At 65.1% G+C, this 23,194-nt stretch carries 18 protein-coding genes; 14 read left to right on the forward strand and 4 right to left on the reverse strand.

Features of this window, described 5'->3' with window-relative positions; genetic code table 11:
• From hpaD to hpaH, 4 genes are read right to left on the reverse strand one after another with little or no spacing between them, the layout of a single operon-like run.
• Nucleotides 1-984 carry a 3,4-dihydroxyphenylacetate 2,3-dioxygenase gene (gene hpaD / locus ACP2YP_RS13260; protein ID WP_426424628.1) on the reverse strand — a complete coding sequence of 328 codons (984 nt, stop codon included), beginning with the start codon at nt 982-984 and terminating at the stop codon, nt 1-3.
• Between the two features lie 25 nt (nt 985-1,009).
• Nucleotides 1,010-2,548 (reverse strand): 5-carboxymethyl-2-hydroxymuconate semialdehyde dehydrogenase, encoded by a 1,539-nt coding sequence (gene hpaE, locus ACP2YP_RS13265; protein WP_426424629.1) that lies wholly within the window; start codon nt 2,546-2,548, stop codon nt 1,010-1,012.
• Entirely contained in the window at nt 2,541-2,939 is a 399-nt protein-coding gene (locus ACP2YP_RS13270) for a 5-carboxymethyl-2-hydroxymuconate Delta-isomerase (RefSeq protein WP_426424630.1), read from the reverse strand. Before ACP2YP_RS13270 ends, hpaE begins: the two co-directional genes overlap by 8 nt.
• 32 nt (nt 2,940-2,971) lie before the next feature.
• Complete coding sequence (gene hpaH / locus ACP2YP_RS13275; RefSeq protein ID WP_426424631.1) at nt 2,972-3,778, reverse strand: 2-oxo-hept-4-ene-1,7-dioate hydratase; 807 nt, start codon at nt 3,776-3,778, stop codon at nt 2,972-2,974.
• A gap of 140 nt (nt 3,779-3,918) precedes the next feature.
• Between hpaH and hpaR the strand changes: the two genes are divergently transcribed.
• The 14 genes from hpaR to ACP2YP_RS13345 all read left to right on the forward strand — a co-directional run bounded on the left by hpaR (nt 3,919) and on the right by ACP2YP_RS13345 (nt 23,156).
• Nucleotides 3,919-4,437 carry a homoprotocatechuate degradation operon regulator HpaR gene (hpaR, locus tag ACP2YP_RS13280; RefSeq protein WP_426424632.1) on the forward strand — a complete coding sequence of 173 codons (519 nt, stop codon included), beginning with the start codon at nt 3,919-3,921 and terminating at the stop codon, nt 4,435-4,437.
• Between the two features lie 167 nt (nt 4,438-4,604).
• A complete protein-coding gene (locus tag ACP2YP_RS13285; RefSeq protein WP_426424634.1) occupies nt 4,605-5,381 on the forward strand; it encodes an HpcH/HpaI aldolase family protein in 777 nt (258 codons plus the stop codon).
• Nucleotides 5,382-5,537: 156 nt separating this feature from the next.
• Nucleotides 5,538-7,061, forward strand: a complete 1,524-nt coding sequence (locus ACP2YP_RS13290; RefSeq protein ID WP_426424635.1) for a UxaA family hydrolase — start codon at nt 5,538-5,540, stop codon at nt 7,059-7,061.
• A 105-nt stretch (nt 7,062-7,166) separates the two neighbouring features.
• Complete coding sequence (locus ACP2YP_RS13295) at nt 7,167-10,439, forward strand: DUF2126 domain-containing protein (RefSeq protein ID WP_426424636.1); 3,273 nt, start codon at nt 7,167-7,169, stop codon at nt 10,437-10,439.
• 27 nt (nt 10,440-10,466) lie between these two features.
• Nucleotides 10,467-12,989, forward strand: coding sequence for a circularly permuted type 2 ATP-grasp protein (locus ACP2YP_RS13300; protein ID WP_426424637.1), 2,523 nt, complete (start codon nt 10,467-10,469; stop codon nt 12,987-12,989).
• On the forward strand, nt 12,986-13,864 hold the full coding sequence (locus ACP2YP_RS13305) for a transglutaminase family protein (RefSeq protein ID WP_426424638.1): 879 nt from the start codon (nt 12,986-12,988) through the stop codon (nt 13,862-13,864). The genes ACP2YP_RS13300 and ACP2YP_RS13305 overlap by 4 nt, the downstream gene beginning before the upstream one ends.
• A 181-nt stretch (nt 13,865-14,045) precedes the next feature.
• A complete protein-coding gene (locus tag ACP2YP_RS13310) occupies nt 14,046-15,680 on the forward strand; it encodes a tetratricopeptide repeat protein (RefSeq protein WP_426424639.1) in 1,635 nt (544 codons plus the stop codon).
• A gap of 335 nt (nt 15,681-16,015) precedes the next feature.
• Entirely contained in the window at nt 16,016-16,843 is an 828-nt protein-coding gene (locus ACP2YP_RS13315) for an HD domain-containing protein (protein WP_426424640.1), read from the forward strand.
• 59 nt (nt 16,844-16,902) lie between these two features.
• Nucleotides 16,903-17,799 (forward strand): alpha/beta fold hydrolase, encoded by an 897-nt coding sequence (locus tag ACP2YP_RS13320; protein ID WP_426424642.1) that lies wholly within the window; start codon nt 16,903-16,905, stop codon nt 17,797-17,799.
• Between the two features lie 78 nt (nt 17,800-17,877).
• On the forward strand, nt 17,878-19,401 hold the full coding sequence (locus tag ACP2YP_RS13325) for an FAD-dependent oxidoreductase (protein ID WP_426424643.1): 1,524 nt from the start codon (nt 17,878-17,880) through the stop codon (nt 19,399-19,401).
• A gap of 109 nt (nt 19,402-19,510) precedes the next feature.
• Complete coding sequence (locus ACP2YP_RS13330; protein WP_426424644.1) at nt 19,511-20,086, forward strand: HdeD family acid-resistance protein; 576 nt, start codon at nt 19,511-19,513, stop codon at nt 20,084-20,086.
• Between the two features lie 558 nt (nt 20,087-20,644).
• Complete coding sequence (locus tag ACP2YP_RS13335) at nt 20,645-21,058, forward strand: RlpA-like double-psi beta-barrel domain-containing protein (RefSeq protein WP_426424645.1); 414 nt, start codon at nt 20,645-20,647, stop codon at nt 21,056-21,058.
• Between the two features lie 135 nt (nt 21,059-21,193).
• Nucleotides 21,194-22,519: a chloride channel protein gene (locus ACP2YP_RS13340; RefSeq protein WP_426424647.1), complete on the forward strand. Its 1,326-nt coding sequence runs from the start codon at nt 21,194-21,196 to the stop codon at nt 22,517-22,519.
• Nucleotides 22,520-22,643: 124 nt separating this feature from the next.
• Complete coding sequence (locus ACP2YP_RS13345) at nt 22,644-23,156, forward strand: AAA family ATPase (protein ID WP_426424648.1); 513 nt, start codon at nt 22,644-22,646, stop codon at nt 23,154-23,156.
• Nucleotides 23,157-23,194: the final 38 nt, after the last annotated feature.

Raw genomic sequence — 23,194 nt, forward strand, 5'->3', positions numbered from 1 at the left:
TTAATCCGCCACCAGCACGTCGGCCACGAACTTCGGCTCACGCACCGCTTGCCCCGCGAACGGCGAGCCTTGCTCGAACCAGGAGCGCGGCGCCGGTGCGCCCCAAAGCGTCTGGCGGCGCGGATCGCGTAGCGACCAGCGCAGCGGCTCGTGGTCGTGATCCCCCGTAAAATAGTCGCAGGTATAGAGCTCGAGGCGGTGTCCATCAGGGTCGCGCACATACAGGAAGAACGCGTTCGAGATGCCGTGGCGTCCCGGCCCGCGCTCGATGTTCTTCACAAAACCTGCGGAAGCCATGACGTCGCAGAGATGGATGATGTTCATCGCGGTCGGGGTCCAATAGGCGAAGTGATGCAGCCGCGGACCCTTGCCGTTGGTGATGGCAAAATCGTGGACGTTGCCCTTGCGGTGCATCCAGGCGGCTGCGATGCGGCCGTTCGGTCCATCCTCCTCGGCATATTCGGTGAGGCGAAAGCCCAGCCGCGCATAGAACTCGACGGTGTCCTGCACTTCGGCGGCGAAGACGTTGAAATGGTCGAGCCGCTGCGGGTGGCAGCCCTTGTAGAGGTCGAAGCGGCGGAGCAGGTGTGGCCGCCGGTCCATCGACGCATAGAGCTCGATCTGGAAGCCGAAGGGGTCGGTGAACTGCAGCGTGCGTCCCTGGAACGGCTGGTCGACGAAGGCGTAGCCGAGGCCGTTCTCGGAGAGATACTTGGCGGCCTTGTCGAGGTCGCCATCGTTGCCGACCTTGAAGCCGAGCCGGGCGCAGGCCGGAACGGCCGCTTTGCGCAGCACCAGCGAGTGATGCTGATGCTCTTCGGCGGCGCGCAGGTACACGACATTGTCGTCGGCGTCCTCGACATGCAGGCCGACAACGGTCTCGTAGAACGCGCGGCTCAGCGTAAGGTCGGTCACGTCGAGCGCGACGTGGCTGGAGCGGATGATGTTGAACGGCGGCTCGAAAATGTGTTGCGGTACGGGCATGCGTTTCCCCTCGGAACGACGAGCGTCAGATTCCCAGTCTCTGAATCTTGTGCGTGCCCCGCGCCAGCGAGACATGCTTGGTTTCCATGTAGAAGTCGAACGAGTAATCGCCGCCGTCGCGGCCGATGCCGCTCGCCTTCATGCCGCCGAATGGCGTCGGCAGATGGCGGACGTTTTCCGAGTTCAGCCAGATCATGCCGGCCTCGAGCGCGTCGGCGACGCGCAAGCTCCGGCCGACATCGTTGGTCCAGACATAGCCGGTGAGGCCATAGCGGATGTCGTTGGCGATCTCGATCGCGTCCGCCTCGTCCTTGAAGGGCAGCACGGTGAGGAAGGGACCGAACACCTCTTCCTGCGCGACGCGCATCTTGCCGCTCGCGCCAGTGACCAACGTCGGCTCGACATAATGTCCGCCGCCCGGGCCGTCATAGGCCTTGCCGCCGACGGCGATCGTGGCACCGTCCTGGCGCGCGACGTCGAAATAGGAGCAGACTTTTGCCAGGTGCCGCTCATGGATCAGCGGCCCGATTTCGGTTAAGGGATCGAGGGGATGGCCGACCTTCAGCGCCTTCACGCGTGCGGTCAGTCTCTCGATGAATTTCTCCGCGATGTTTTGCTGGATCAGCAGGCGGCTGGAGGACGTGCAGCGCTCGCCGTTGAGCGAGTAGATCATGAACACGACCGCGTCGAGCGCGCGGTCGAGATCGGCGTCGTCGAACACGATCACCGGGTTCTTGCCGCCAAGCTCGAAATGCACGCGCTTCAAGGTCGGCGCGCCCTGCACCATGATCGCCGATCCGGTCGCGCTCTCGCCGACGAAGCCGATCGCCTTGATGGCGGGATGCTCGGTCAGCGCCTTGCCGGCCTCTTCGCCAAAACCGTGTACGGTGTTGAACACGCCGTCGGGCACGCCGGCTTCCTTGACGAGCTTCGCCAGGACGGAGGCCGTCACCGGCGACCACTCGGCCGGCTTGTGCACGACGGTGCAGCCGGCCGCCAGCGCGGGGGCGATCTTCCAGGTCGAGAGCATGAACGGCGTGTTCCACGGCGTGATCACGCCGACGGGACCGATCGGCACGCGGGTCGAGATGTTCCAGTGCTCGTCGCTCGGCGTGTTGAGGCCGTCGCGCGCTTCGGCGCATTTGTCGGCGAAGAAGCGGAAATTTTCGGCGGCGCGGATCGCGGCCTTGGCCATGAAGCGATAGGCCTGGCCGGTGTCGATGCATTCGAGCACGGCGATGTCGTCGGCATTGTCCTCGATCGCGTCGGCGACCCGATGCAGCAGCTTCTTCCGCATCGCCGGCCCCATATCGCGCCAGGATTTGAAGGCAAGCGCGGCGGCGGTCGCTGCTGCATCAATGTCCTCGGCATTGCCGCGCGCAACGCTTGCGAGCGTCGCGCCATCGACCGGCGACTTCGTCTCAAACGTCGCGCCGGAGATCGACGGCACGATCTTGCCGTCGATCATGTGACCGATGCCGTCGGCGGTGAGCTTCTTCAGCAGCGGCGCGACGCGGTCGCGGTTGGCCTGGAATACATCGGCTTTCGGGGTGGGCTTATCCATGGGCGGCCTCCGCTTTCAGGGCGTCGTGGATGTTATTGCGCTTCCAGCTGGTGTCTTTGTCGTTGATCTGCATGTCGAACGACAGGGCGAGCTTGCTGGCGGCGAAGACGGGATCGAGATGTTTTGAGAGCGCCTGAAAGACATGCTCGCCGGCCTTTTTGCGCGTCGGAAGGTCGCGGCCCTCGCCGATGCGCAGCACCATGTCGAGGAAACCGTAATCGTGCAGCGCATCCGCAATCGCATAATGCTCGCACCTGACGGCGCGCACGCGGATGCCGCCGAGCGGGAAGATGCCAGTTTCAATCGCCGCCTTGCGCACGATCTCGCAGACGGCGCCGATGTCGAGACGGCCATCGAGATTGGCCGAATATTCGATCGTGAAATGCGGCATGGCGGTTCCACTCCCTGTGTAGTCTTATTGCTTCAAGCGAAGTAGCAGCTGACCGAGCCGTAGGCGCCATAGTCGGCTTGAATTGTGTCGCCCTTGCGGGTCTCGATCGGGCGGATGAAGGAGCCGGCGAGTACGATTTGGCCAGGCTCCATCGCCAGCCCAAGCGGCGCGATCTTGTTCGCAAGCCAGGCCACCGCAGTCGCGGGATGATTGAGCACGCCGGCGGCGAGACCGGTTTCCTCGAGCTGGCCGTTCTTGAAACAGAGCGCGCCGATCCAGCGCAGGTCCGCGTCGAGCGGGCGGATCGGCCTGCCGCCGAGCACGATGCCGGCATTTGCGGCGTTGTCCGCGATGGTGTCGTAGATCTTGCGTGTCGCCTTGGTCTTGGGATCGACGCGCTCGATGCGCGTGTCAAGGATCTCCAGCGCAGGCACGACGAAATCGGTGGCGTTGAGCACGTCGAACATCGTGCAGTCGGGGCCGGACAGGCGCTTGCTCATGACGAAGGCAAGCTCAGCCTCGACCCGCGTCGCGATGAAGCGCTCGGTCGGGACGAGGCCGCCATCGGCGAAGAACATGTCGTCGAGCAGCACGCCGGAATCCGGCTCGTTGATGTCAAGCGCGCTCTGCATCGCCTTCGAGGTCAGGCCGATCTTGTGGCCTTTGACGACGCGCCCTTCGGCAATCTTGATGTCGACCCACGCCTTCTGAATCGCGTAGGCATCGGCGATGGTGATGTCAGGAAAATCCTGCGAGAGCTGCCGGATCTGCACGCGGGTCTTCCCCGCCTGGTGCAGACGGTTCGCGCAAGCTCGGATATCGTCGTTGGAAAGCGCCATCGGTGATCTCTGGAAATCATGGTGCCCGGAGATACTTAACATGTTAAGTGTATGCGTCAAACCCAAATCGGGCTTGCTGCACTGCAAACGTTTTGCAGTCTGAAAGGGCGACTTTGAAAGGGCAGCTTTGAAAGGGCGATATGGCGAAGAGACCGGCTGACCCCACCAACGGAAACGCGCCGGCCGCGCGCCAGGTGCCGATGCGCGATTTCTCGCGATCGCTGCCGATGTCGCTGCTGCGCGCGCGCGAGGCGGTGATGCGGCAATTTCGCCCATCGCTGCGCGAGCACGGCCTGACCGAGCAGCAATGGCGCATTCTCCGCGCGCTCGCCGCGATCGAGGCGGCCGAGGTCACGGAACTCGCGCGCACCGCGTTTCTCCTCGGGCCAAGCCTGTCGCGGATCCTGCGCGATCTCGAGGCGCGCAATCTGATCGAGCGCAAGACGGCGAAGGCGGACCAGCGCCGCAGCATGGTCTCGATCTCGGAAAAGGGCGTGAAGCTGATGGCCTCCGTTGCGCCGTCTTCGGAAGCGATTTATGCCGAGATCACGCGGCGCTTTGGCGCACGCAAGCTTGCCGAGTTGCAGGAGATGCTCGGCGAGCTCGAGCAGAGTCTTGCGGGACTCGGCGCGAGCGAGGAGGCAAGTGCGGAGGAGTGAATGCAGATATGCGCGCGCGCCCGGCGTCGGCCATGGACATTGACGCGGTTTTTCGCTCAAAGTGCCGCTCAAGCCGATCCGTCGAAAATCGGCAACCGTAAGCAGGATCGCCGGTCGCGGCGCTCGGCGTGGTGACGAAGGTCCCAACAACAAAGAAGGAAGGCAACGTGGCGAACAAGGTCAAGGAAATCTGGAAGTCGGGCAAGGCCGTGGTCAACGCGTGGCTGGCGATTCCCTCCGGCTTCTCGGCTGAGATGATCGCGCAATGCGGCTTCGACAGCGTCACCGTCGACATGCAGCACGGCGTGCAGGACTATCTGTCGATGGTGCAGTGCTTCCAGGCCATGGACAAGCATCCGGTGACCCCGATGGTCCGCGTGCCCTGGAACGAGCCCGGCATCATCGGCAAGGTGCTCGACGGCGGCGCCTATGGCGTGATCTGCCCGATGGTCAACACGCCGCAGGAAGCCAGGAACCTCGTCTCCTATGCGAAGTACCCGCCGAAGGGCGTGCGCTCCAACGGCCCGATCCGCGCCGGCATGTACGGCACCGCGGGCTCGTACCAGAAGACCGCGAATGATGACATCGTGCTGCTGCCGATGATGGAGACCAAAACCGCGGTCGAGAACATGGAGGCGATTCTCGACGTCGAAGGCCTCAACGGTGTCTACATCGGCCCGTCGGACCTCGGCTTCTCCTACGGCCTCGAGCCGAAGCTCGATCGCACCGAACCGGAGATCCTCGCGATCTACGACAAGATCATCAAGGAGTGCGACAAGCGCGGTCTCCATCCGGGCATCCATTGCAGCGGCGCCGAAGGCGCGGCACGCGCCATCAACATGGGCTTCAAGCTGGTGACGCTCTCGAACGAGGTCGGCATGATGACGACCTACGCCAAGATGCAGGTCAACGCGACCCGCAAGGATTCGGGCGGAAAGGCCTGATCTCTCTGTGTCCCGGACGCGGCGCAGCACGAAGTGATGCGCCGCAGAGCCGGGACCCGGTTGCCGACGCAGGATACATGGGCCCCGGCTCAGCAGCGCACCGTTTCACGCTGCGCTGCGTCCGGGGCACGATAGTTTTGATATAGGAGACCTCCCATGACCATCAGCCCCGTCATCCGCCTGCATCCCGCTGATGGCGTGCTGATCGCGCGCGCCAGCCTGCCGCCGGGAACATTGGTCGCCGACGGCGTGACCACGGTCGAGCGCATTCCCTCCGGCCACAAGGTCGCGGTCAAGCCGATCGCGGTGGGCGAGCCGGTCATCCGCTATGGCCAGATCATCGGCTTTGCGACCGCGCCAATCGCGCCGGGCCAGCACGTGCACGTGCAGAACATCGGCATGGGCGATTTCGCCAAGGACTATGCCTATTGCGCCGACGTCAAGCCGACGCCGAATTTCGACCTGCCGGCGACCTTCGAGGGCATCCGCCGCCCGGACGGCCGCGTCGCCACGCGCAACTATATCGGCATCCTCACCTCGGTGAATTGCAGCGCGCATGTCGCGGGTCTCGTCGCCGACGTCTTCAAGAAGAATCCCTTCACCGGCGACAACCCGCTGGCCGAATTCCCCAATGTCGACGGCGTGGTCGCGCTGACCCACAAGACCGGCTGCGGCATGACGCAGAACGAGCCGCTCGCGCTGCTTCGCCGCACGCTCGGCGGCTATGCGCGGCACGTCAATTTTTCGCACGTCATCGTGCTGGGCCTCGGTTGCGAGGTGAACCAGATCGGCGGCCTGATGGAGGAGCAGAAGCTCGCCGGCCGCCTGCGCGCGATGGACATTCAGGACGTCGGCGGCACCCGCAAGACGGTGGAAGCCGGCATTGCCTTCGTGCGCGAGGCGCTCACTGACTCCAACAAGGTCAAGCGTGAGACTGTCGCCGCGAGCGAGCTCACCGTGGCGCTGCAATGCGGCGGCTCGGACGGCTATTCCGGCGTGTCGGCCAACCCGGCGCTCGGCGCTGCCAGCGATCTCATCGTCCGTCACGGCGGCACCGTGATCCTGTCGGAGACGCCGGAGACCTACGGCGCCGAGCATCTGCTGACGCGCCGCGCGGTCAGCCGCGAGGTCGGCGAGAAGCTGGTCGACCTGATGCGCTGGTGGGACGAATACACCGCGCGCGAAGGCGCCGAGATGAACGCCAATCCGAGCCCCGGCAACAAGGCCGGCGGTCTCACCACCATCCTGGAAAAGTCGCTCGGCGCGATGGCCAAGGCCGGCACCACCAATCTGGTCGATGTGCTGCGCTATGCGGAGCCGGTGACCAAGCGCGGCTTCGTGTTCATGGACACGCCCGGCTACGATCCGGTCGCCGCCACCGGCCAGGTCGCCGGCGGCGCCAACCTCGTCTGCTTCACCACCGGCCGCGGCAGCGTGTTCGGCTGCAAGCCCGCGCCCTCGATCAAGCTCGCCACCAACACGCCCATGTACAAGCGCATGGAAGAGGACATGGACGTCAATTGCGGCACCATCCTCGAAGGCGAGGAGAGCGTCCAGGAGTGCGGCCAGCGCATCTTCGACCTCATCCTCAAGACCGCGTCCGGCCAACCCACCAAGAGCGAAAGCTTCGATTTCGGCGGCGCCGAATTCGCGCCCTGGGTGCTGGGCGCGACGATGTAGGTGTGCGTGCAGCCCGTGCCGTAGGCACGCACTGCCCGTTGTTAGTGCTTGATCGAGGTCACCAGCGGTGTTCTGCTCAAAAAAGCTGCTGGAGTACCGTACCCCGTGTCGATCTACGTCGCATTGCACCACGTCACGCACTACAAATACGACCGCCCGATCGATCTGGGACCGCAGACCATCCGGCTGCGGCCGGCGCCGCATACGCGTACGCCGATCCTGAGCTATTCGCTCAAGGTCACCCCGGCCAATCACTTCGTGAACTGGCAGCAGGACCCGCAGGGCAACTGGCTCGCCCGCTACGTCTTTCCGGAGAAGACCACCGAGCTGAAATTCGAAGTCGACTTCACGACGCAGATGACCGTGGTCAACCCGTTCGATTTCTTCGTCGAGCCCTATGCTGACAGCTTTCCATTCGAATACACAAAAGACCTGAAGACAGAGCTGGCGCCTTATCTCGAGACCATCAAGCCTGATCCTCACTTCGCAAAATACCTCGCCTCGATCCCGCGCGAAGCCCCGAACACGGTCAACTTCCTGGTCGACCTGAACAGGGAGCTGCAACAGAAGATCAACTACGTCATCCGCATGGAGCCGGGCGTGCAGACGCCGGAGGAGACGCTCACCTCCTGCGCCGGATCCTGCCGCGACTCCGCCTGGCTTCTCATCCAGACCTTCCGCCATCTCGGCCTCGCTGCGCGCTTCGTCTCCGGCTACCTGATCCAGATCCGTCCCGACATCGATCCGATCGAGGGCCCGCCGGAAGTGGAGAACGACTTCACCGATCTGCACGCCTGGGCCGAGGTCTATCTGCCGGGCGCGGGCTGGATCGGTTTTGATGCGACCTCCGGCATGCTCGCGGGCGAGGGGCACATCCCCGTTGCCGCCACGCCGCATTATCGTTCGGCCGCGCCGATCTCCGGTGGTGCCGCCTTTGCCGAGGTCGAGTTCGCCTTCGACATGAGCATCCGCCGTATCCGCGAGGCGCCACGGATTACAAAGCCGTTCTCCGATGAATCCTGGACGCGGCTCAACGATCTCGGCGAGCAGGTCGACCGCGATCTCGCTGCCCAGGACGTGCGGCTCACCATGGGCGGTGAGCCGACCTTCGTTTCCGTGGATGATCTCGAAGCGGCGGAGTGGAATACGGAAGCCGTTGGTCCGACCAAGCGCGCGCTTGGCGACGATCTGATCCGCCGCCTGCGTCATCGCTTCGCGCCGGGCGGGCTGCTGCATTACGGCCAGGGCAAATGGTATCCGGGCGAGAGCCTGCCGCGCTGGGCGTTTGGGCTCTACTGGCGCAAGGACGGCGTGCCGATCTGGAAGAACGCGGACCTCATTGCAAAAATCGAGAATCCCAGGCGCGCCCAGACCGAGGACGCCGAGGATTTCATGGAAGGCACGGCGGCGCGGCTCGGGCTCGATCCCGGCTACATCATTCCGGCCTACGAGGACACCGTCTACTGGCTGCAGAAGGAGGCCGAGCTTCCGGTCAACGTCGATCCGTCCGACTCCAAATTGTCCGATCCCGAGGCGCGGGCGCGGATGGCGCGGGTGTTCAATCAGGGCCTCCGCGCGCCACGCGGCTTCGTGCTGCCAGTGCAGCGCTGGAACGCGCCGCCGCGCTGGCGCAGCGAGCGCTGGCAACTGCGGCGCAGTCATCTGTTCCTGATGCCGGGGGATTCGCCGCTGGGCCTGCGCCTGCCGCTCGGCTCGCTCGGCCACGTCCCGCCGGATCAATATCCCTACATCATCGAGCAGGATCCGATGGAGCCGCGCGGCAAGCTGCCGGTGTTCAGCCTCCCGGCGCGCCCGGAATCGCCGCCGCCGCGGGTCGCGCCCGAGCGGCTCAACACGTCCGTCCCCGTCCGTACCGCGCTGTCGATCGAGGTCCGCGACGGCGTGATCTGCGCGTTCATGCCGCCGGTCGAGCGCATCGAGGATTATCTCGAAATGATCGCGGCGATTGAGGCCACGGCCGAGGAGATGAAGCTCCTGGTCCATGTCGAGGGTTATCCGCCGCCGTTCGATCCGCGCATCGAGGTCATCAAGGTGACGCCTGACCCTGGCGTGATCGAGGTCAACGTTCAGCCGGCAAAGAATTGGCGCGAGGCGGTCGACATCACCGTCGGGCTCTATGAGGATGCCGGCAAGATACGCCTCGGCGCCAACCGTTTCCTGGTGGATGGCCGCCACACCGGCACCGGCGGCGGCAATCATGTCGTGATCGGCGGCTCGAGCCCACAGGATTCGCCGTTCCTGCGCCGGCCCGACCTGCTCAAGAGCCTGGTTCTGTACTGGCAGCGGCATCCGTCGCTGTCCTACTTCTTCTCCGGTCTCTTCATCGGCCCGACCAGCCAGGCACCGCGCATCGACGAGGCCCGCCACGACAGCATCTACGAGCTCGAGATCGCGCTCTCGCACGTGCCGCCGCCGGGCTACCAGACGCCGCTGTGGCTGGTGGACCGGCTGTTCCGGCATCTGCTCGTCGACATCACCGGCAACACCCATCGCGCCGAGATCTGCATCGACAAGCTCTATTCGCCGGATGGTCCCACTGGCCGGCTCGGCCTCGTCGAATTCCGCGCGCTCGAAATGCCGCCCGATCCGCGCATGTCGCTGGCACAGCAGCTCCTGATCCGCGCGCTGATCGCAAAATTCTGGCGCGAGCCGCAACAAGGCAAGTTCGTGCGCTGGGGCACCGCGCTGCATGACCGCTTCATGCTGCCGCATTTCATCTGGGAAGATTTTCAGGACGTGCTGTCCGAGCTCAAAAGTTCCGGCTATCCGTTCGAGTCGGAATGGTATCTGGCCCAGCTCGAATTCCGCTTCCCCGCCTTCGGCCGCGTCCATCATGGCGGGGTGACGCTGGAGCTGCGCCAGGCGCTGGAGCCCTGGCACGTACTTGGCGAGGAAGGCTCGGCCGGCGGCACCGTGCGCTATGTCGACTCGTCGGTCGAACGGCTGCAGGTCAAGGCTGAAGGTTTTGTGGAGGGACGCTACATCGTCACCTGCAACGGCCGCCGCCTGCCGATGACGTCGACTGGACGCTCCGGGGAGGCCGTCGCCGGCGTCCGCTTCAAGGCCTGGCAGCCGGCCTCCGGCCTGCACCCGACCATTCCGGTCCACGCGCCCCTGACCTTCGACCTGATCGACACCTGGAACGGCCGCTCGCTTGGCGGTTGCGTCTACCACGTCGCCCATCCCGGCGGCCGCAGCTACGACACCAAGCCTGTCAACACCTACGAGGCCGAGGCGCGGCGGCTGGCGCGGTTCCAGGACCACGGCCATACGCCGGGGCCGATGCAGCCGCCGCCCGAGGAACGCACAAATGAATTTCCGCTGACCCTCGACTTGCGGACACCGCTCCTGCAATGAGTATGATGGTGGGGCAGGGAGAGGCGCATGGGCGAGGGCGCAGCCGAACAGGACAGGGCGGGTAAGGCGCAAGGCCAGCGCGAAGGCCAGCGCCGCCTCGCGCAATGGGTCCGCGACTATCGCCGCCTGCCCGGCATCCCTGACGAATTCCTGAGGCCCGACGGCGCCCCGCGCGCGGTCTGGAGCCGCTTCTTCGATGCTTTCGGAGCACTTGCGACCGACGAGGTCGAGCGGCGCTTCGGCATGGCCGACCGTCACCTCCGCGAGGCCGGCGTCACCTACCGCGCCCCCGGCGACAGCGCCGACCGGCCCTGGTCGCTCAGCCATCTGCCGTTGCTGATCGACGAGGCCGACTGGAAGCAGCTCTCCGCCGGCATCACCCAACGCGCCGAGCTTTTGGAGCTCGTGCTGCGCGACGTCTATGGCGAGGGGCGGCTGGTCGCGGAAGGCGCGCTACCCGCGGGTGCGATCGCCGGCAGCCCCGAATATCTCCGTCCCGTCTGTGGCGTGCCGCCCCCGGGCGGGCGCTATCTCTCGCTCTATGCCGCCGATGTCGGCCGTGGGCCCGATGGCCGCTGGTGGGTGCTCGGCGATCGCACGCAGGCGCCGTCAGGCGCGGGCTATGCGCTGGAGAACCGGCTGGTGCTCTCGCGCGCCTTCTCCGATCTCTACAAGTCGATGAACGTGCCGCGCGTCGCGCCGTTCTTCGAAGCGTTCCGCGACTCGCTTCGCGCGCGTGCCGATCGCGACGAGCCGCGCATCGGCGTGCTCACGCCCGGCAGTTTCAGCGAAACCTATTTCGAGCACGCGACGTTGGCGCGCTATCTCGGCTTCCTGCTGGTCGAAGGCGACGATCTCGCCGTCAGCGACAATCGCATCCACATCCGGACCGTCGCGGGGCTGAAGCGGCTCGACGTGCTGCTGCGTCGTGTCGATTCCAACTCGCTCGATCCGCTCGAGCTCGACGCCTCCTCGCATCTCGGCGTGCCCGGCCTGATCGACGTGCTGCGCAAGGACGGCGTCGTCGTCGCCAACATGCCGGGCTCCGGCGTGCTGGAGGCGAGGGCGCTGCTCGGCTTCCTGCCGGCGCTCAGTCGCCGCTTGCTCGGCGAAGAGCTGAAGATGCCGCATATCGCAACCTGGTGGTGCGGCCAGCGCATCGCGCGGGACGAGGTGCTGGCGCGGCTCGACGAGGTCGCGATCGAAGGCGCCTATCGGCGCGGCGTTCCCGGCTTCGACAGCAATGGCCCGGTGCTGGCGAGCGAGCTCGACGCCGCCGGGCGCAAGCGCCTGGTCGATGCCATCAGCGCTCGCGGCATGGATTATGTCGGCCAGGAGGTGGTGCGTCTCTCCACCATGCCGGTGTGGGAGCAGGGCCAGCTCACGCCGCGTCCCTTCGTGCTGCGCGTGTTTGCTGCCGCAACGCCGGACGGCTGGGCCATCATGCCCGGCGGCTTCTGCCGGATCGCCGAGCAGCCGGATGCGCGCGCGGTGTCGATGGGCGACGGCGCGCGTGCCGCCGACGTCTGGGTGGTCTCGGAGAAGAAGGTCTCGACCGCGTCGCTGCTGCCAGCGACGGACAAGGTGCGGATCCGCCGCATCGCCGGCGTGCTGCCGAGCCGCGCCGCCGACAATCTGTTCTGGCTCGGCCGTTATCTCGAACGCGCCGAGGCGACGCTGCGGCTGGTGCGCGCGCTGGGCTCGCCGAGTGGGCCCAACAAGGGCACCGCGGCCTCGTTGCAATCGGCCGAACGGATCCAGCGCCTGCTGGTAACCTGGGGCGCGATCTCGCAGACCTCGCGCGCAGCGCCGGGGCGCATCGTCGCCGAAGCCTTGCAGAGCGAGGCGCGTTTCGGCTCGGCGCTGTCGCTGGTGCGCTCGGCGCTGCGCACGGCGACCTCGTTGCGCGAGCGGCTGTCGCCCGATGCCTGGCAGGTCATCACCGAGATGGCCGACCGCCTGTCCTACGAGGTCGAGGACGACGACAGCGTGCTGAGCGCCGCCGAGCTGACCTTGCAGGAGCTTGCGAGCTTCGCAGGTCTGGCGCAGGAGAACATGAACCGCGCCGCCGGCTGGCGCTTCCTCGATATCGGCCGCCGCACCGAGCGCGCCGTCAACACCGCGCGCTTTGCCCGGCAATTCGCTTATGACGAGGCCGGCGACGAGGATCTCGATATCCTGCTGACGCTGGTGGATTCCCAGATCACTTATCGCTCGCGCTATCTGCTGGCGCCGATCCTGGCGCCGGTGCGCGACCTTGCGGTGCTCGACAGCTATAATCCCCGCTCGGTCGCCTTCCAGGTGGCGACATTGAACGAGCATATCGCGGCGCTGCCGAGCCTGAAGGAGCATGGCCTGATCGAACAGCCGCAGCGGCTTGCAGTCGCGGTGCAGTCCATGCTGGCGACCGCGGAAGCCGAGAAGCTCGAGGTCAAGACGCTGTTCTCGCTGGAGCAGGATCTGCTCAGCCTCGCCGAGGCGATCGGGCTGCATTACTTCCCGCACGGCCCGAATGCGAGCCGGCCGGAAAAGCTGACGGGGCTGGCGTGATCTACGACATCCGGCACGTCACCACCTACGAGTACGAGAGCCCGGTCAGCTTCGCCCGCTGCACGCTGCGGCTCGAGCCGAAGGACGGCAAAGGTCAGGAGCTGATCTCGCACAAGGTCGAGATCCGCCCGCGCCCGTCCGAGCGCCACGTCCGCCGCGACTTCTTCGGCACGCTGACCGAGAGCATCGTGATCGAGGCCGCGCATCGCAATTTGCGCATCGATGCGCGCTCGCGCGTCTCCGTCGAGCGGAAGCCACCGGGGCGCGATGCCGTTAGCCCACCCTGGGAGAGCATCCGCGACATCGCATTTGAAGCGACAAGCCTCGGGCCGTCTTCGCCGGTCGGTTATGTCTTTGCGAGCCCGCTGGTGCCGGTGCTGCGTCCCGTCAGTGCCTATGCTGCCGAGAGCTTTGCGTCAGGCGCGGGCATCATCGCCGGTGCGGTTGATCTCATGCATCGCATCCGCACCGAGTTTCGCTACGACCCCAAGGCCACCGTGATTTCGACGCCGCTCAACGAGGTCTTCGACGAGCGCCACGGCGTCTGCCAGGATTTTGCCCATGTGATGATCGCAGGGCTGCGCGGGCTTGGCCTGCCGGCGGCCTATGTCAGCGGTTATCTGCGCACCATTCCGCCCGCGGGGCAGCCGCGCTTGCAGGGCGCGGACGCGACGCATGCCTGGGTGTCGCTGTGGTGCGGAGCGGAGCTCGGCTGGATCGACTTCGATCCGACCAATGATCTGCTGGTCGCCAACGATCATATCGTCTTGGCGGTCGGCCGCGACTTCTCCGATGTGTCCCCCGTGGACGGTATCATCGTCGGCTCACCGAAGCAGAAGCTCGGCGTTGCCGTGGACGTGCTGCTGGTGGAGTGACCGTAGTTTTACCGCTCCCGCTGTGTGACAAATGCGTCCGGGTGCGTAAAATTCGTTTCGGCGTGTTTCCCGGATGTGGCGAGCGGCGGTTCGTTAATGCGCTCTTAACCATGTCCCGCGACATATCGGCTCACTTCATCTGCACGGTGTCACCTTTCACGGCGACGTCTCCGGAGGCCACATGACGTCACTCTCGATGGCCCTCCCGGCGCCGGCATTCGGCGCGCCGAGCGCATCTGACCTGCTGCGCGCGGGTCGCGAGCACTACCGGCGCGGCGAGATCAAGCGCGCGATCTCAGTGTTTCAGGCCGGGCTCGCGCTCGCGGCGACGGTGTCGATCGGCGTGGCGGTCGACGGCGTCGCCGATCTGCACGCAGCTCTCGCCAATGCCTTCATGCTTTGCGATGACATCGGCGCCGCGGCCGCGAACTACAAGGCGGCCTTGCGCATCGCGCCGCATCTCGTTGCCTGCTGGTGCAATCTCGGCATCGTTCATCAGCGCAGCGGCCAGACGCAGGACGCGATTTCGCTTTACCTGGAGGCGCTCCGTCGCAATCCGGGCCACCGGCCGTCGCGCACCAATCTGGTCCAGGCGCTGGTCGCAACCAGGCAGTTCGCAATCGCGCGGACCCTGCTGCTCGAATTGCTGGAGGAGACGCCGGAGGATGCCGAGCTCCACAGCCAGCTCGGCAAGGTCTGCTTCGAACTCGGCGAGACCGAAGAGGCGGTGGCGCAGTTCGAGCGCGCCGTGGCGCTCGCGCCCGGACAGGCCGAGAATTTCTACTGGGTCGGGGCGATCCGTCAGGCGCGCGGCGAGCCGGACGCGGCGCAGGCCGCTTATGCCCACGCTACGCAAGCACATCCAGTCCTGCGCAGGCCCGCGACCTCATCGCCGCCGGCGTTTCGGGCGCTGGCGCTGTTTGCGCCCTTCGTCGGCAACACTCCGGTCGAATTCCTTTTCAAGGACTGCGCTTACGAGACCTGCATCCTGTCGCTGCTGCCCGGCAGCCAGCCCGATATTGCGCTGTTGGCGCGCGAGGCCGACGTCGTCGTCAACCTCGTCTCCGACGCCGATCAGGGCGCGGAGGTGCTTCCGCTCGCCACCGCTATCGCACGAAGCCTCGGCAAGGCGGTCGTCAACGATCCCGCAAAGATCCAGAACACCACGCGCGACGCCACGGCTTTGGCTCTCGCCGACGTCGAGGGCTGCCGCGTGCCGCGCACGATCCGCATCGCGGCCGGCGAGGGGCTTCCCGACGTCCCAGACCTCGTCTTTCCCTTGCTGGCGCGCCAGGCCGGGATGCATGGCGGCGACGCCTTCGAAAAGCTCGACGACGCCGCGGCGCTGACCGCGTTTCTCGCCGCCCGTCCGGACCATGACCGCTACGTGATCGACTATATCGACTATCGCTCCGCCGACGGCTTCTTCCGGAAATACAGGTTCTTGTTCATCGGCGAGGAGATCCTGCCTTATCATCTGGCGATCGGAGGTAACTGGAAGCTGCATCGCGATGCCACCGACATGGCGCGTCACGCCTGGATGCAGGACGAGGAGGATCGCTTCCTGCGCGCGCCCGAGCAGGTCTTTGGCGCGGCGCATGATCAGGCGTTGCGAGGCATTCGCGATCGCATCGGTCTCGACTATTTCGGCATCGATTGCGGTCTTGACCGGGACGGCCATCTCGTCGTGTTCGAGGTCAATGCCTCCATGCTGGTGCACGACCAGAATCCGGAATTTCCTTACAAGGACCCGTACATCCGCAGGATCAAGGTCGCGTTCAACCGGATGCTCGCGCGCGTCGCGCAAGGGAATTGACGCCGCCGTCCGCGCCCTGATCCGACTGCGGTGGACGCCCGGCTCTCCCAAGTCCTTTCCAACAACGTCCTTTCCAACAACGTCCTTTCCATCAAAACGGCGTTTGACGGTCGGCCATTGGCCGGACCGGCAAAGCTCCCCATGCCTGGCCGTGAGATGCGGCGGACTTTGACCGCAGCCGCGATGCTGCGTAGCGGGAGAGTATCATATTTACGTATTTTTGTTCCGGGATTTGGCCAGTCGCCCCAGATTGGGCTATGCTGAGCCTGCGTCGAGGGCAAGTATGAGGCGTCAGGAGCTAGCGTGGGACACCACCGACAGACGGGGCTGCATCCATGATGACGTTACCGCGACTGGCGGCTGAATCCCTGGAGAAGTTGCTGGGCTCGTTCATGCGTCGCAGATACGACGAGACCTATGCCAGGGTGGTGGAGGCCTCGACGCGCACAGCGATGGAATGCATCGGCAACAGCGACGCGCTCTATCACAATATCGAGCATACGATGCTGGTGACGCTGGCGGCCCAGGCCATCATGCTCGGCCGCAATCTTCATGCGCACATCGATGCCGATGACTATATTCATGTTCTGATCGCCTGCCTTGCGCACGATATCGGCTATGTCCGCGGGCTGTTTTCGGAGGATGACGAAGACGGTTTCATCATCGACGAGGCCGGCACCAAGGTGTCGCTGCCGCGCGGCGCCTCGGACGCCAGTCTGATGATGTATCACGTTGACCGCTCGAAGCTTTTCGTGAGGCGGCGGCTGCCGCCGATCCGCGGCGTCGACTCTGAGCGCGTCGCCCGCGCCATCGAGGGGACACGCTTCCCGGCCCGCGAGGGACAGGAATACGACGACGAGGCCTCGATCCTGCGCGCCGCCGATTTCATCGGGCAGCTCGGCGATCCCAACTATCTGCGCAAGGCCAATGCGCTCTATTACGAGTTCGAGGAGGTCGGCATGAACCGCCAACTCGGCTATGATTCACCCGCCGACATCGTGAACCGCTATCCGCAATTCTATTGGAATAGCGTCGCACCGCACATCCAGACCGAGATCGGCTATCTTAACAAGACCGAGATCGGCCGGCAGTGGATCGCCAATCTCTACAGCAACGTCTTCCGCGCCGAACGCGAGATCTCGCTGTCGGGGCCGCAGAAATAGCGGCGGGCTACGATAGCGAGCCACGGAACAAAGTTGGTTCGCAGAGAATTGCCGCAGCCATGCAACAAAAATTCGTCTCGACCGACATCCTCGACATCGCCTATCTCGATGATGGCGCGCTGGACGGCTGGCCCTGCATCATGGGCCACGGCTTCCCCTATGACGTGAACGCCTATGCCGACGCTGCACCGCTGATTGCCCAAGCCGGCGCGCGGGTGCTGGTGCCGTGGCTACGCGGCTACGGGCCGACGCGCTTCCGTTTCCCCGGGACGCTGCGCTCCGGCGAGCAGGCGGCTCTGGGCGCCGATCTGCTCGCCTTCATGGATGCCCTTGGCATCCAACGCGCCGTCGTCGGCGGCTATGACTGGGGCGGGCGCGCGGCCTGCGTCGTCTCGGTGCTGCATCCCGAGCGCGTGGTCGGGCTGGTCTCCGGCAATTCCTACAACATCCAGAATATCGCCCGCTCCATGGAGCCGGCCTCGCCGCCGGAGGAGGCAGCGCTGTGGTATCAATATCTCTTCCACAACGAGCGCGGCCGCCGCGCGCTGGAGCGCAACCGCCGCGGCTTTGCCCGTCAGCTCTGGTCGATGTGGTCGCCGACATGGCAATTCGACGACGCGACCTTCGAGAAGAGCGCGGTGTCGTTCGACAACCCTGACTTCGTCGACGTCGTGATCCATTCCTATCGCCACCGCTATGCGCTGGTCGAGGGCGATCCTGCCTATGCGGCGATCGAGGCGAAGCTGGCCCAGCAACCGCCGGTCCGCGTTCCCACGATTGCGATCGACGGCGACAGCGACGGCGTCAATCCCGGCACCACGCATCACGCGCGCAAATTCGAGGGCTTTTTCGAGCGGCGTGTCTTCGCGGGCGCCGGTCATAATTTGCCGCAGGAACGGCCGGCCGAATGGGCGCAGGCCGTGCTCGACGTGCGGAAAGCGGCCGCAAAATCCTGATTTTCGCGATCGCAGGAACTTTTCGCTGTCGCCGTCGTCCAATCCTGCGTTGCGCGTTAAGCTGCCAGGGAGATGACCATGACCGAGGACAAGAAGCCAAGCGGCCCCGACCTGACCAAGGGCGTGTCGCTCGCCGATTTCAAGGACGGCAAATTGCTCGGTCATGTCGGCGAGGAGGACGTCCTGCTGGTGCAGGCCGGCAGCAAGATCTTTGCGATCGAGCCGTCCTGCAGCCACTATCATGGCCCGCTCGCCGAAGGGCTGGTGGTCGGCGACACCATCCGCTGTCCCTGGCATCATGCCTGCTTCTCCTTGCGGTCGGGCCAGGCGACGCGTCCACCGGCGTTGAATGCGCTGGCGGTGTGGGACGTCACGCGCGATCGCGACAACGTCATCGTTCAGCGCAAGCGCGAGGCACCGAAACCGTCCGCGGCCCATCGCAGCGCGCCGACGCCGGAGAAATTCGTCATTGTCGGCGGCGGTGCGGCCGGCTTTGCGGCGGCCGAGACGCTTCGCCGCGAGGGCTTTGCCGGCGCCATCACCATGCTCAGCAGCGACGGCGCGATGCCGGTCGACCGGCCCAACCTCTCCAAGGATTATCTCGCCGGCAATGCGCCGGAGGACTGGCTGCCGCTGCGCGGCGAGGACTATTACCACGACGCCGGCATCGATCTCCGGCTCAACACCAACGTCTCCGCGATCGATCCGAAGACGCGCAGCGTGACGCTCGGCAATGGCGACAAGCTCCCGTTTGACCGGCTGCTGCTCGCCACCGGTGCGGAGCCCATAAAGCTCCAGATCCCCGGCGCCGACCAGCCGCATGTCCACACCTTGCGCTCGGTCGCTGACAGCCGTGCCATCATCAAGGCCGCCGGCAGCGCCAGGCGCGCGCTGGTGATCGGCGCGAGTTTTATCGGCCTCGAGGTCGCGGCGTCGCTTCGCGCGCGCAAACTCGAGGTGCATGTGGTCGCGCCGGAGGAGCGGCCGATGCAGCGCGCGCTCGGCCCCGACATGGGCGACTTCGTTCGCGCGTTGCACGAGGAGAACGGCGTCAATTTCCATCTCAAGGACACCGTGGAGAAGCTTGACGGCACCCGCGCGACGCTGAAGAGCGGAGGCGTCATCGAGGCTGATCTCGTCGTGGTCGGCATCGGCGTCAAGCCGCGGCTTGCGCTCGCGGAGCACGCAGGGCTTGCGGCCGATCGCGGCGTCAGCGTGAGCGAATATCTCGAAACCAGCATCGCCGGAATCTTCGCCGCCGGCGACATCGCGCGCTGGCCCGATCCGCATTCGCGGCATACCATCCGCGTCGAGCATTGGGTGGTCGCGGAGCGACAGGGCCAGACCGCGGCGCGCAACATGCTCGGCAAGCGCGAGCGTTTCGACGCCGTGCCGTTCTTCTGGAGTCAGCATTACGACGTGCCGATCAACTATGTCGGCCACGCCGAGAGTTTTGACGACATCGCCATCGACGGCAGCATCAAAGATAAGGATTGCCTGTTGAAATACCGGAAGGGCGGCCGTGTGCTCGCGGTCGCCTCAATTTATCGCGACCTCGACAATCTCAAGGCCGAGCTCGAGATGGAGCGGTCGCGCGCTTGATCTGCGTCAAGGTTCGCGGTCGCCGGGGCTGCTCTGCTGGCTGTCGTTCCGGTGCTATCGGTGCTATCGTGAGATGTGCTCTGGGGCTTCACATGCAGGAGTAGCCGTCATGACAAGCGCTTCGGAAACCTCTCATCCTTCCAGCCTGGGCTCCGGCATCGCTGCGTTGCACGCCAAATGGGGCTGGATCGTCGCCCTTGGCGTCGTCTATCTCGTCACTGGCTTCATCGCGCTCGGCAGCATGGTGATGGCCACGGTGGCAAGCGTGATCGTGGTCGGCGCCATGATGATCGTCGCGGGTGCTGTCGAAATCATCGGCGCCTTCCAGATGAAGAGCTGGGGCAAGTTCCTGATCTGGGCGCTGCTCGGCGTGCTCTACATCATCGCGGGCTTCCTGACCTTCGAGAACCCGTTGTTTGCAGCAGCGCTGCTGACCCTGTTCCTCGGTGCCTCGCTGCTCGCCTCCGGCGCGGTGCGGCTGTTTCTCGCCTTCAGCATGAAGCGCGAAAGCCCGTGGGTCTGGGTGGCATTGTCTGCAATCATCACGCTGCTGCTCGGCCTCTTGATCCTCGCGCGCTGGCCTGTGAACAGCGTCTACATCCTCGGCCTGTTTCTCGGCATCGATTTGATTATGGCAGGTGCCGGCTGGGTCAGCCTGGGCTTCAGTCTGCGGCGGCGCCACTAACCAGCAACTCGACGCAAGACCATTTTGCGGAACTCCGTTTGCTGATGCTCCAGTTCGACAGCAACGACTGGGTCGTGGCGAACGAGCTCTTGCGCGGGATGTGACGGGCGGCGCCGGCTCTCGTGGTTGAGAAAGTGGTCTACGACAGCGCATCCTTCGAGACGCCCGCTTTCGCGGGCTCCTCAGGATGAGGGCGGAGTGCGCGGCGACAGGTTCAACAGGCGCGAATGCCGCTTAGCCTCACCCTGAGGAGACCGCGGAGCGGTCGTCTCGAAGGGCGAGGCGTCCGCTCCGCTGCGGACATTGTGCAATGGGCCTCACCGTTGAGCGCGTAAGACTCCGGGTATTGAGCCTCGTGCCCCAGGGTCATGTTGCTGACGCAATCTCTGTCTTAGACGGCGACAACTAACGATGCGGGGCCGCTCAGGTTCTCGCAACGGTTCCGCCGCCAAGGTTTGGCTCGAATCCGCAAGAGATTGGCGCAAGTGCCGAAACGCGTCCGCGTTCGCTTGGCCATATTCCGCGGCATCGGGAACCGCACGAAAAATCAAAGGAGATATGATGGTGTTCCGCTCGAGCGCCGCGATTTGCGGCGCCCTGGTTGCGCTTGGCGTTTCTGTTGCCGTTGGCCGTTGTGAAGCAAGTGGGGTTCATTCAAGCGCCGTCGTCGATGCCGCCTGTGGAGATGGGATCGTTGGCGCAGCATCCACGTACAATCCGTTCAAGCCCGGCAAGGAGGAGGGCGGCCCGAGAACAGCCTCCGGCGAGCGTTATGATCCCTCGGTCTGGACAGCTGCCATCAAGACGAGCTTGCGTAGGAAATTTGGCGGGGTCCAATTCGGGGCGAGACCGAAATATGCGCTGGTCGAGGCCGTCGGCAAGAAGGTCATCATCAAGATCAATGACGTGGGGCCGCTCAAGCCCGGCCGCATCATCGATCTCAATGAGCGGACGATTGGGCCGGTCGGCTGACGGTGCGACGGCGCGGCGCAATCCCGTTCGCATCGCGCCAAGACCGTAGGTCTGCGGCGGCCTGGCACAATTTTAGTGATGGTCCCAGGGAGACCGCTCGCGTAGTGTCGTTCGCTTCGCTCACGCAGTTGTTCCATGCCTCTGATCTTCACCCATCGCCTCCGCCGCTCCATCAGGGTCGTTTCAGTCCGCTGGCGAAGACGACTCACCTTCTTAATCGGCGGCATCGCGGTCGGGGCCTCGGCCGTCGCTCTGGCCAAGTTGGCGGACTGGGCACAAGTCGCGTTCGCCTACCTGCTGTCGGAATCGCGCTACGCTGCAGTCCTGGTGACCCCGCTTGGGTTTGCGCTGTCCGTCTATCTGACCAGCCGCTTCTTTCCAAACTCGCAAGGAAGCGGCATCCCGCAGGCGATTGCCGCGCGCCAGCTCAGCGAGCACGCAGCACGCAAGAAGCTGGTCTCGATCCGCATTGCCGTCGGCAAGGTGTTGCTCACGCTCCTCGGGCTGCTTTGCGGTGCATCGGCGGGCCGGGAGGGACCGACCGTACAGGTCGGGGCTTCCGTCATGTTCGCCCTCGGCCGCATGTCGCCACGCCGCCAGCCGGGCCTGATCCTGGCCGGCGCTGCAGCCGGGGTCGCGGCTGCGTTCAATACGCCGCTCGCGGGCATCGTGTTCGGCATCGAGGAGATGAGCAGGGCCTATGAGACCAGGACCAGCAGCCTGGTGATCGGCGCCGTGATCGCGGCAGGCCTGACCTCGTTGGCCCTGGTTGGAAACTACGATTACTTCGGTAGCAGCTCGACGATGCTGCGAAACGGCACGGACTGGCTCGCTGTGCCGCTGTGCGGCATCGCCGGCGGATTGGCCGGTGGCGCGTTCAGCAGGCTTCTCATCGAGGTCGCGCGCGGATTGCCTGGCCGGCTGGGGCCACTGACCAAGCAATACCCTCTGCCATTTGCCGCGGCATGCGGCCTTGGTGTTGCCCTTTGCGGCCTGGCCTCTGGAGACATGATCTATGGCACCGGCTATGCGCAAGTGAAGTCGGCGCTGGAGAACGACATGCCGCTTCCCTGGGATTTCGGGGTGTTGAAGCTCGCTGCGACCGCGTTTTCCGCGATCAGCGGCATTCCCGGCGGGATCTTCGCGCCTTCGCTCGCCGTGGGCGCCGGCATCGGCACGAACATCGCTCATCTTTTTCCGGGCGCCCCGCTCGGCGCGTTCATGTTGCTCGGAATGGTCTCCTATTTTGCCGGCGTCGTGCAGGCTCCCATTACGGCTTTCGTCATCGTGACCGAGATGACCAACAATCACGCCATGGTGGTGCCGTTGATGGCCTCCGCGTTGATCGCCCAGGCGGCGTCGCGCCTGATCTGCCCTGAAGGCATCTACCACGCGCTCGCCAAGGGCTTCTTGCGAGCGCACGCCGCGGAAGTCGCTCCGCCGCAATCGCCTTCGACCTGACTTTGCATCTGCTGATTTGGAGGCTGACCGCCGTCGGCCTGATAGCCATCGTCTCCATGATGCTCTGAGACCGCTGTCTGCGACGGCCCATTGCAGGCCGCAGCATGCTGATGGATGATGAGGCATGACAGGCCGGCAACCCATCCTCATCGTCTTCGGCGGCCTTCCGGCTACCGGAAAAACCACGCTCTCGCGCGAGCTGACGCGACGGATTGCTGCGACCTATATTCGCGTCGACGCGATCGAGCAGAGCTTGCGTGCGGCGGGCCACGATGTCGGCCCGATGGGGTACGTCATCGCCAATGCGCTGGCGGCCGAGAACCTGCGGCTCGGCCGCGTGGTCGTCGCGGATTGTGTCAATCCGGTGCTGGCAAGCCGTGATGGCTGGCGGCGGACGGCCATGCAATCATCGGCGCGCCTCGCCGAGATCGAAGTGATCTGCAGCGACGTGGCTCTGCACCGTCAGCGCGCAGAAGCGCGCACGTCCGACATCGCCGGCCTCAAACTGCCGACCTGGCAGGACATCGTCGGCCGGCATTGTGAGGCCTGGGATCGCGACCATCTGGTGCTCGATACCGCCAGTGATTCGATCGATCGTCTGCTCGGACAGGTGGAGGCCTATCTTCGCGATCAGTGATCTGATTCCGGCCAACGCGACATTTTGCCGGCGCCAAC

The sequence above is a fragment of the Bradyrhizobium genosp. A genome (assembly GCF_049949275.1).
Taxonomy (GTDB): domain Bacteria; phylum Pseudomonadota; class Alphaproteobacteria; order Rhizobiales; family Xanthobacteraceae; genus Bradyrhizobium.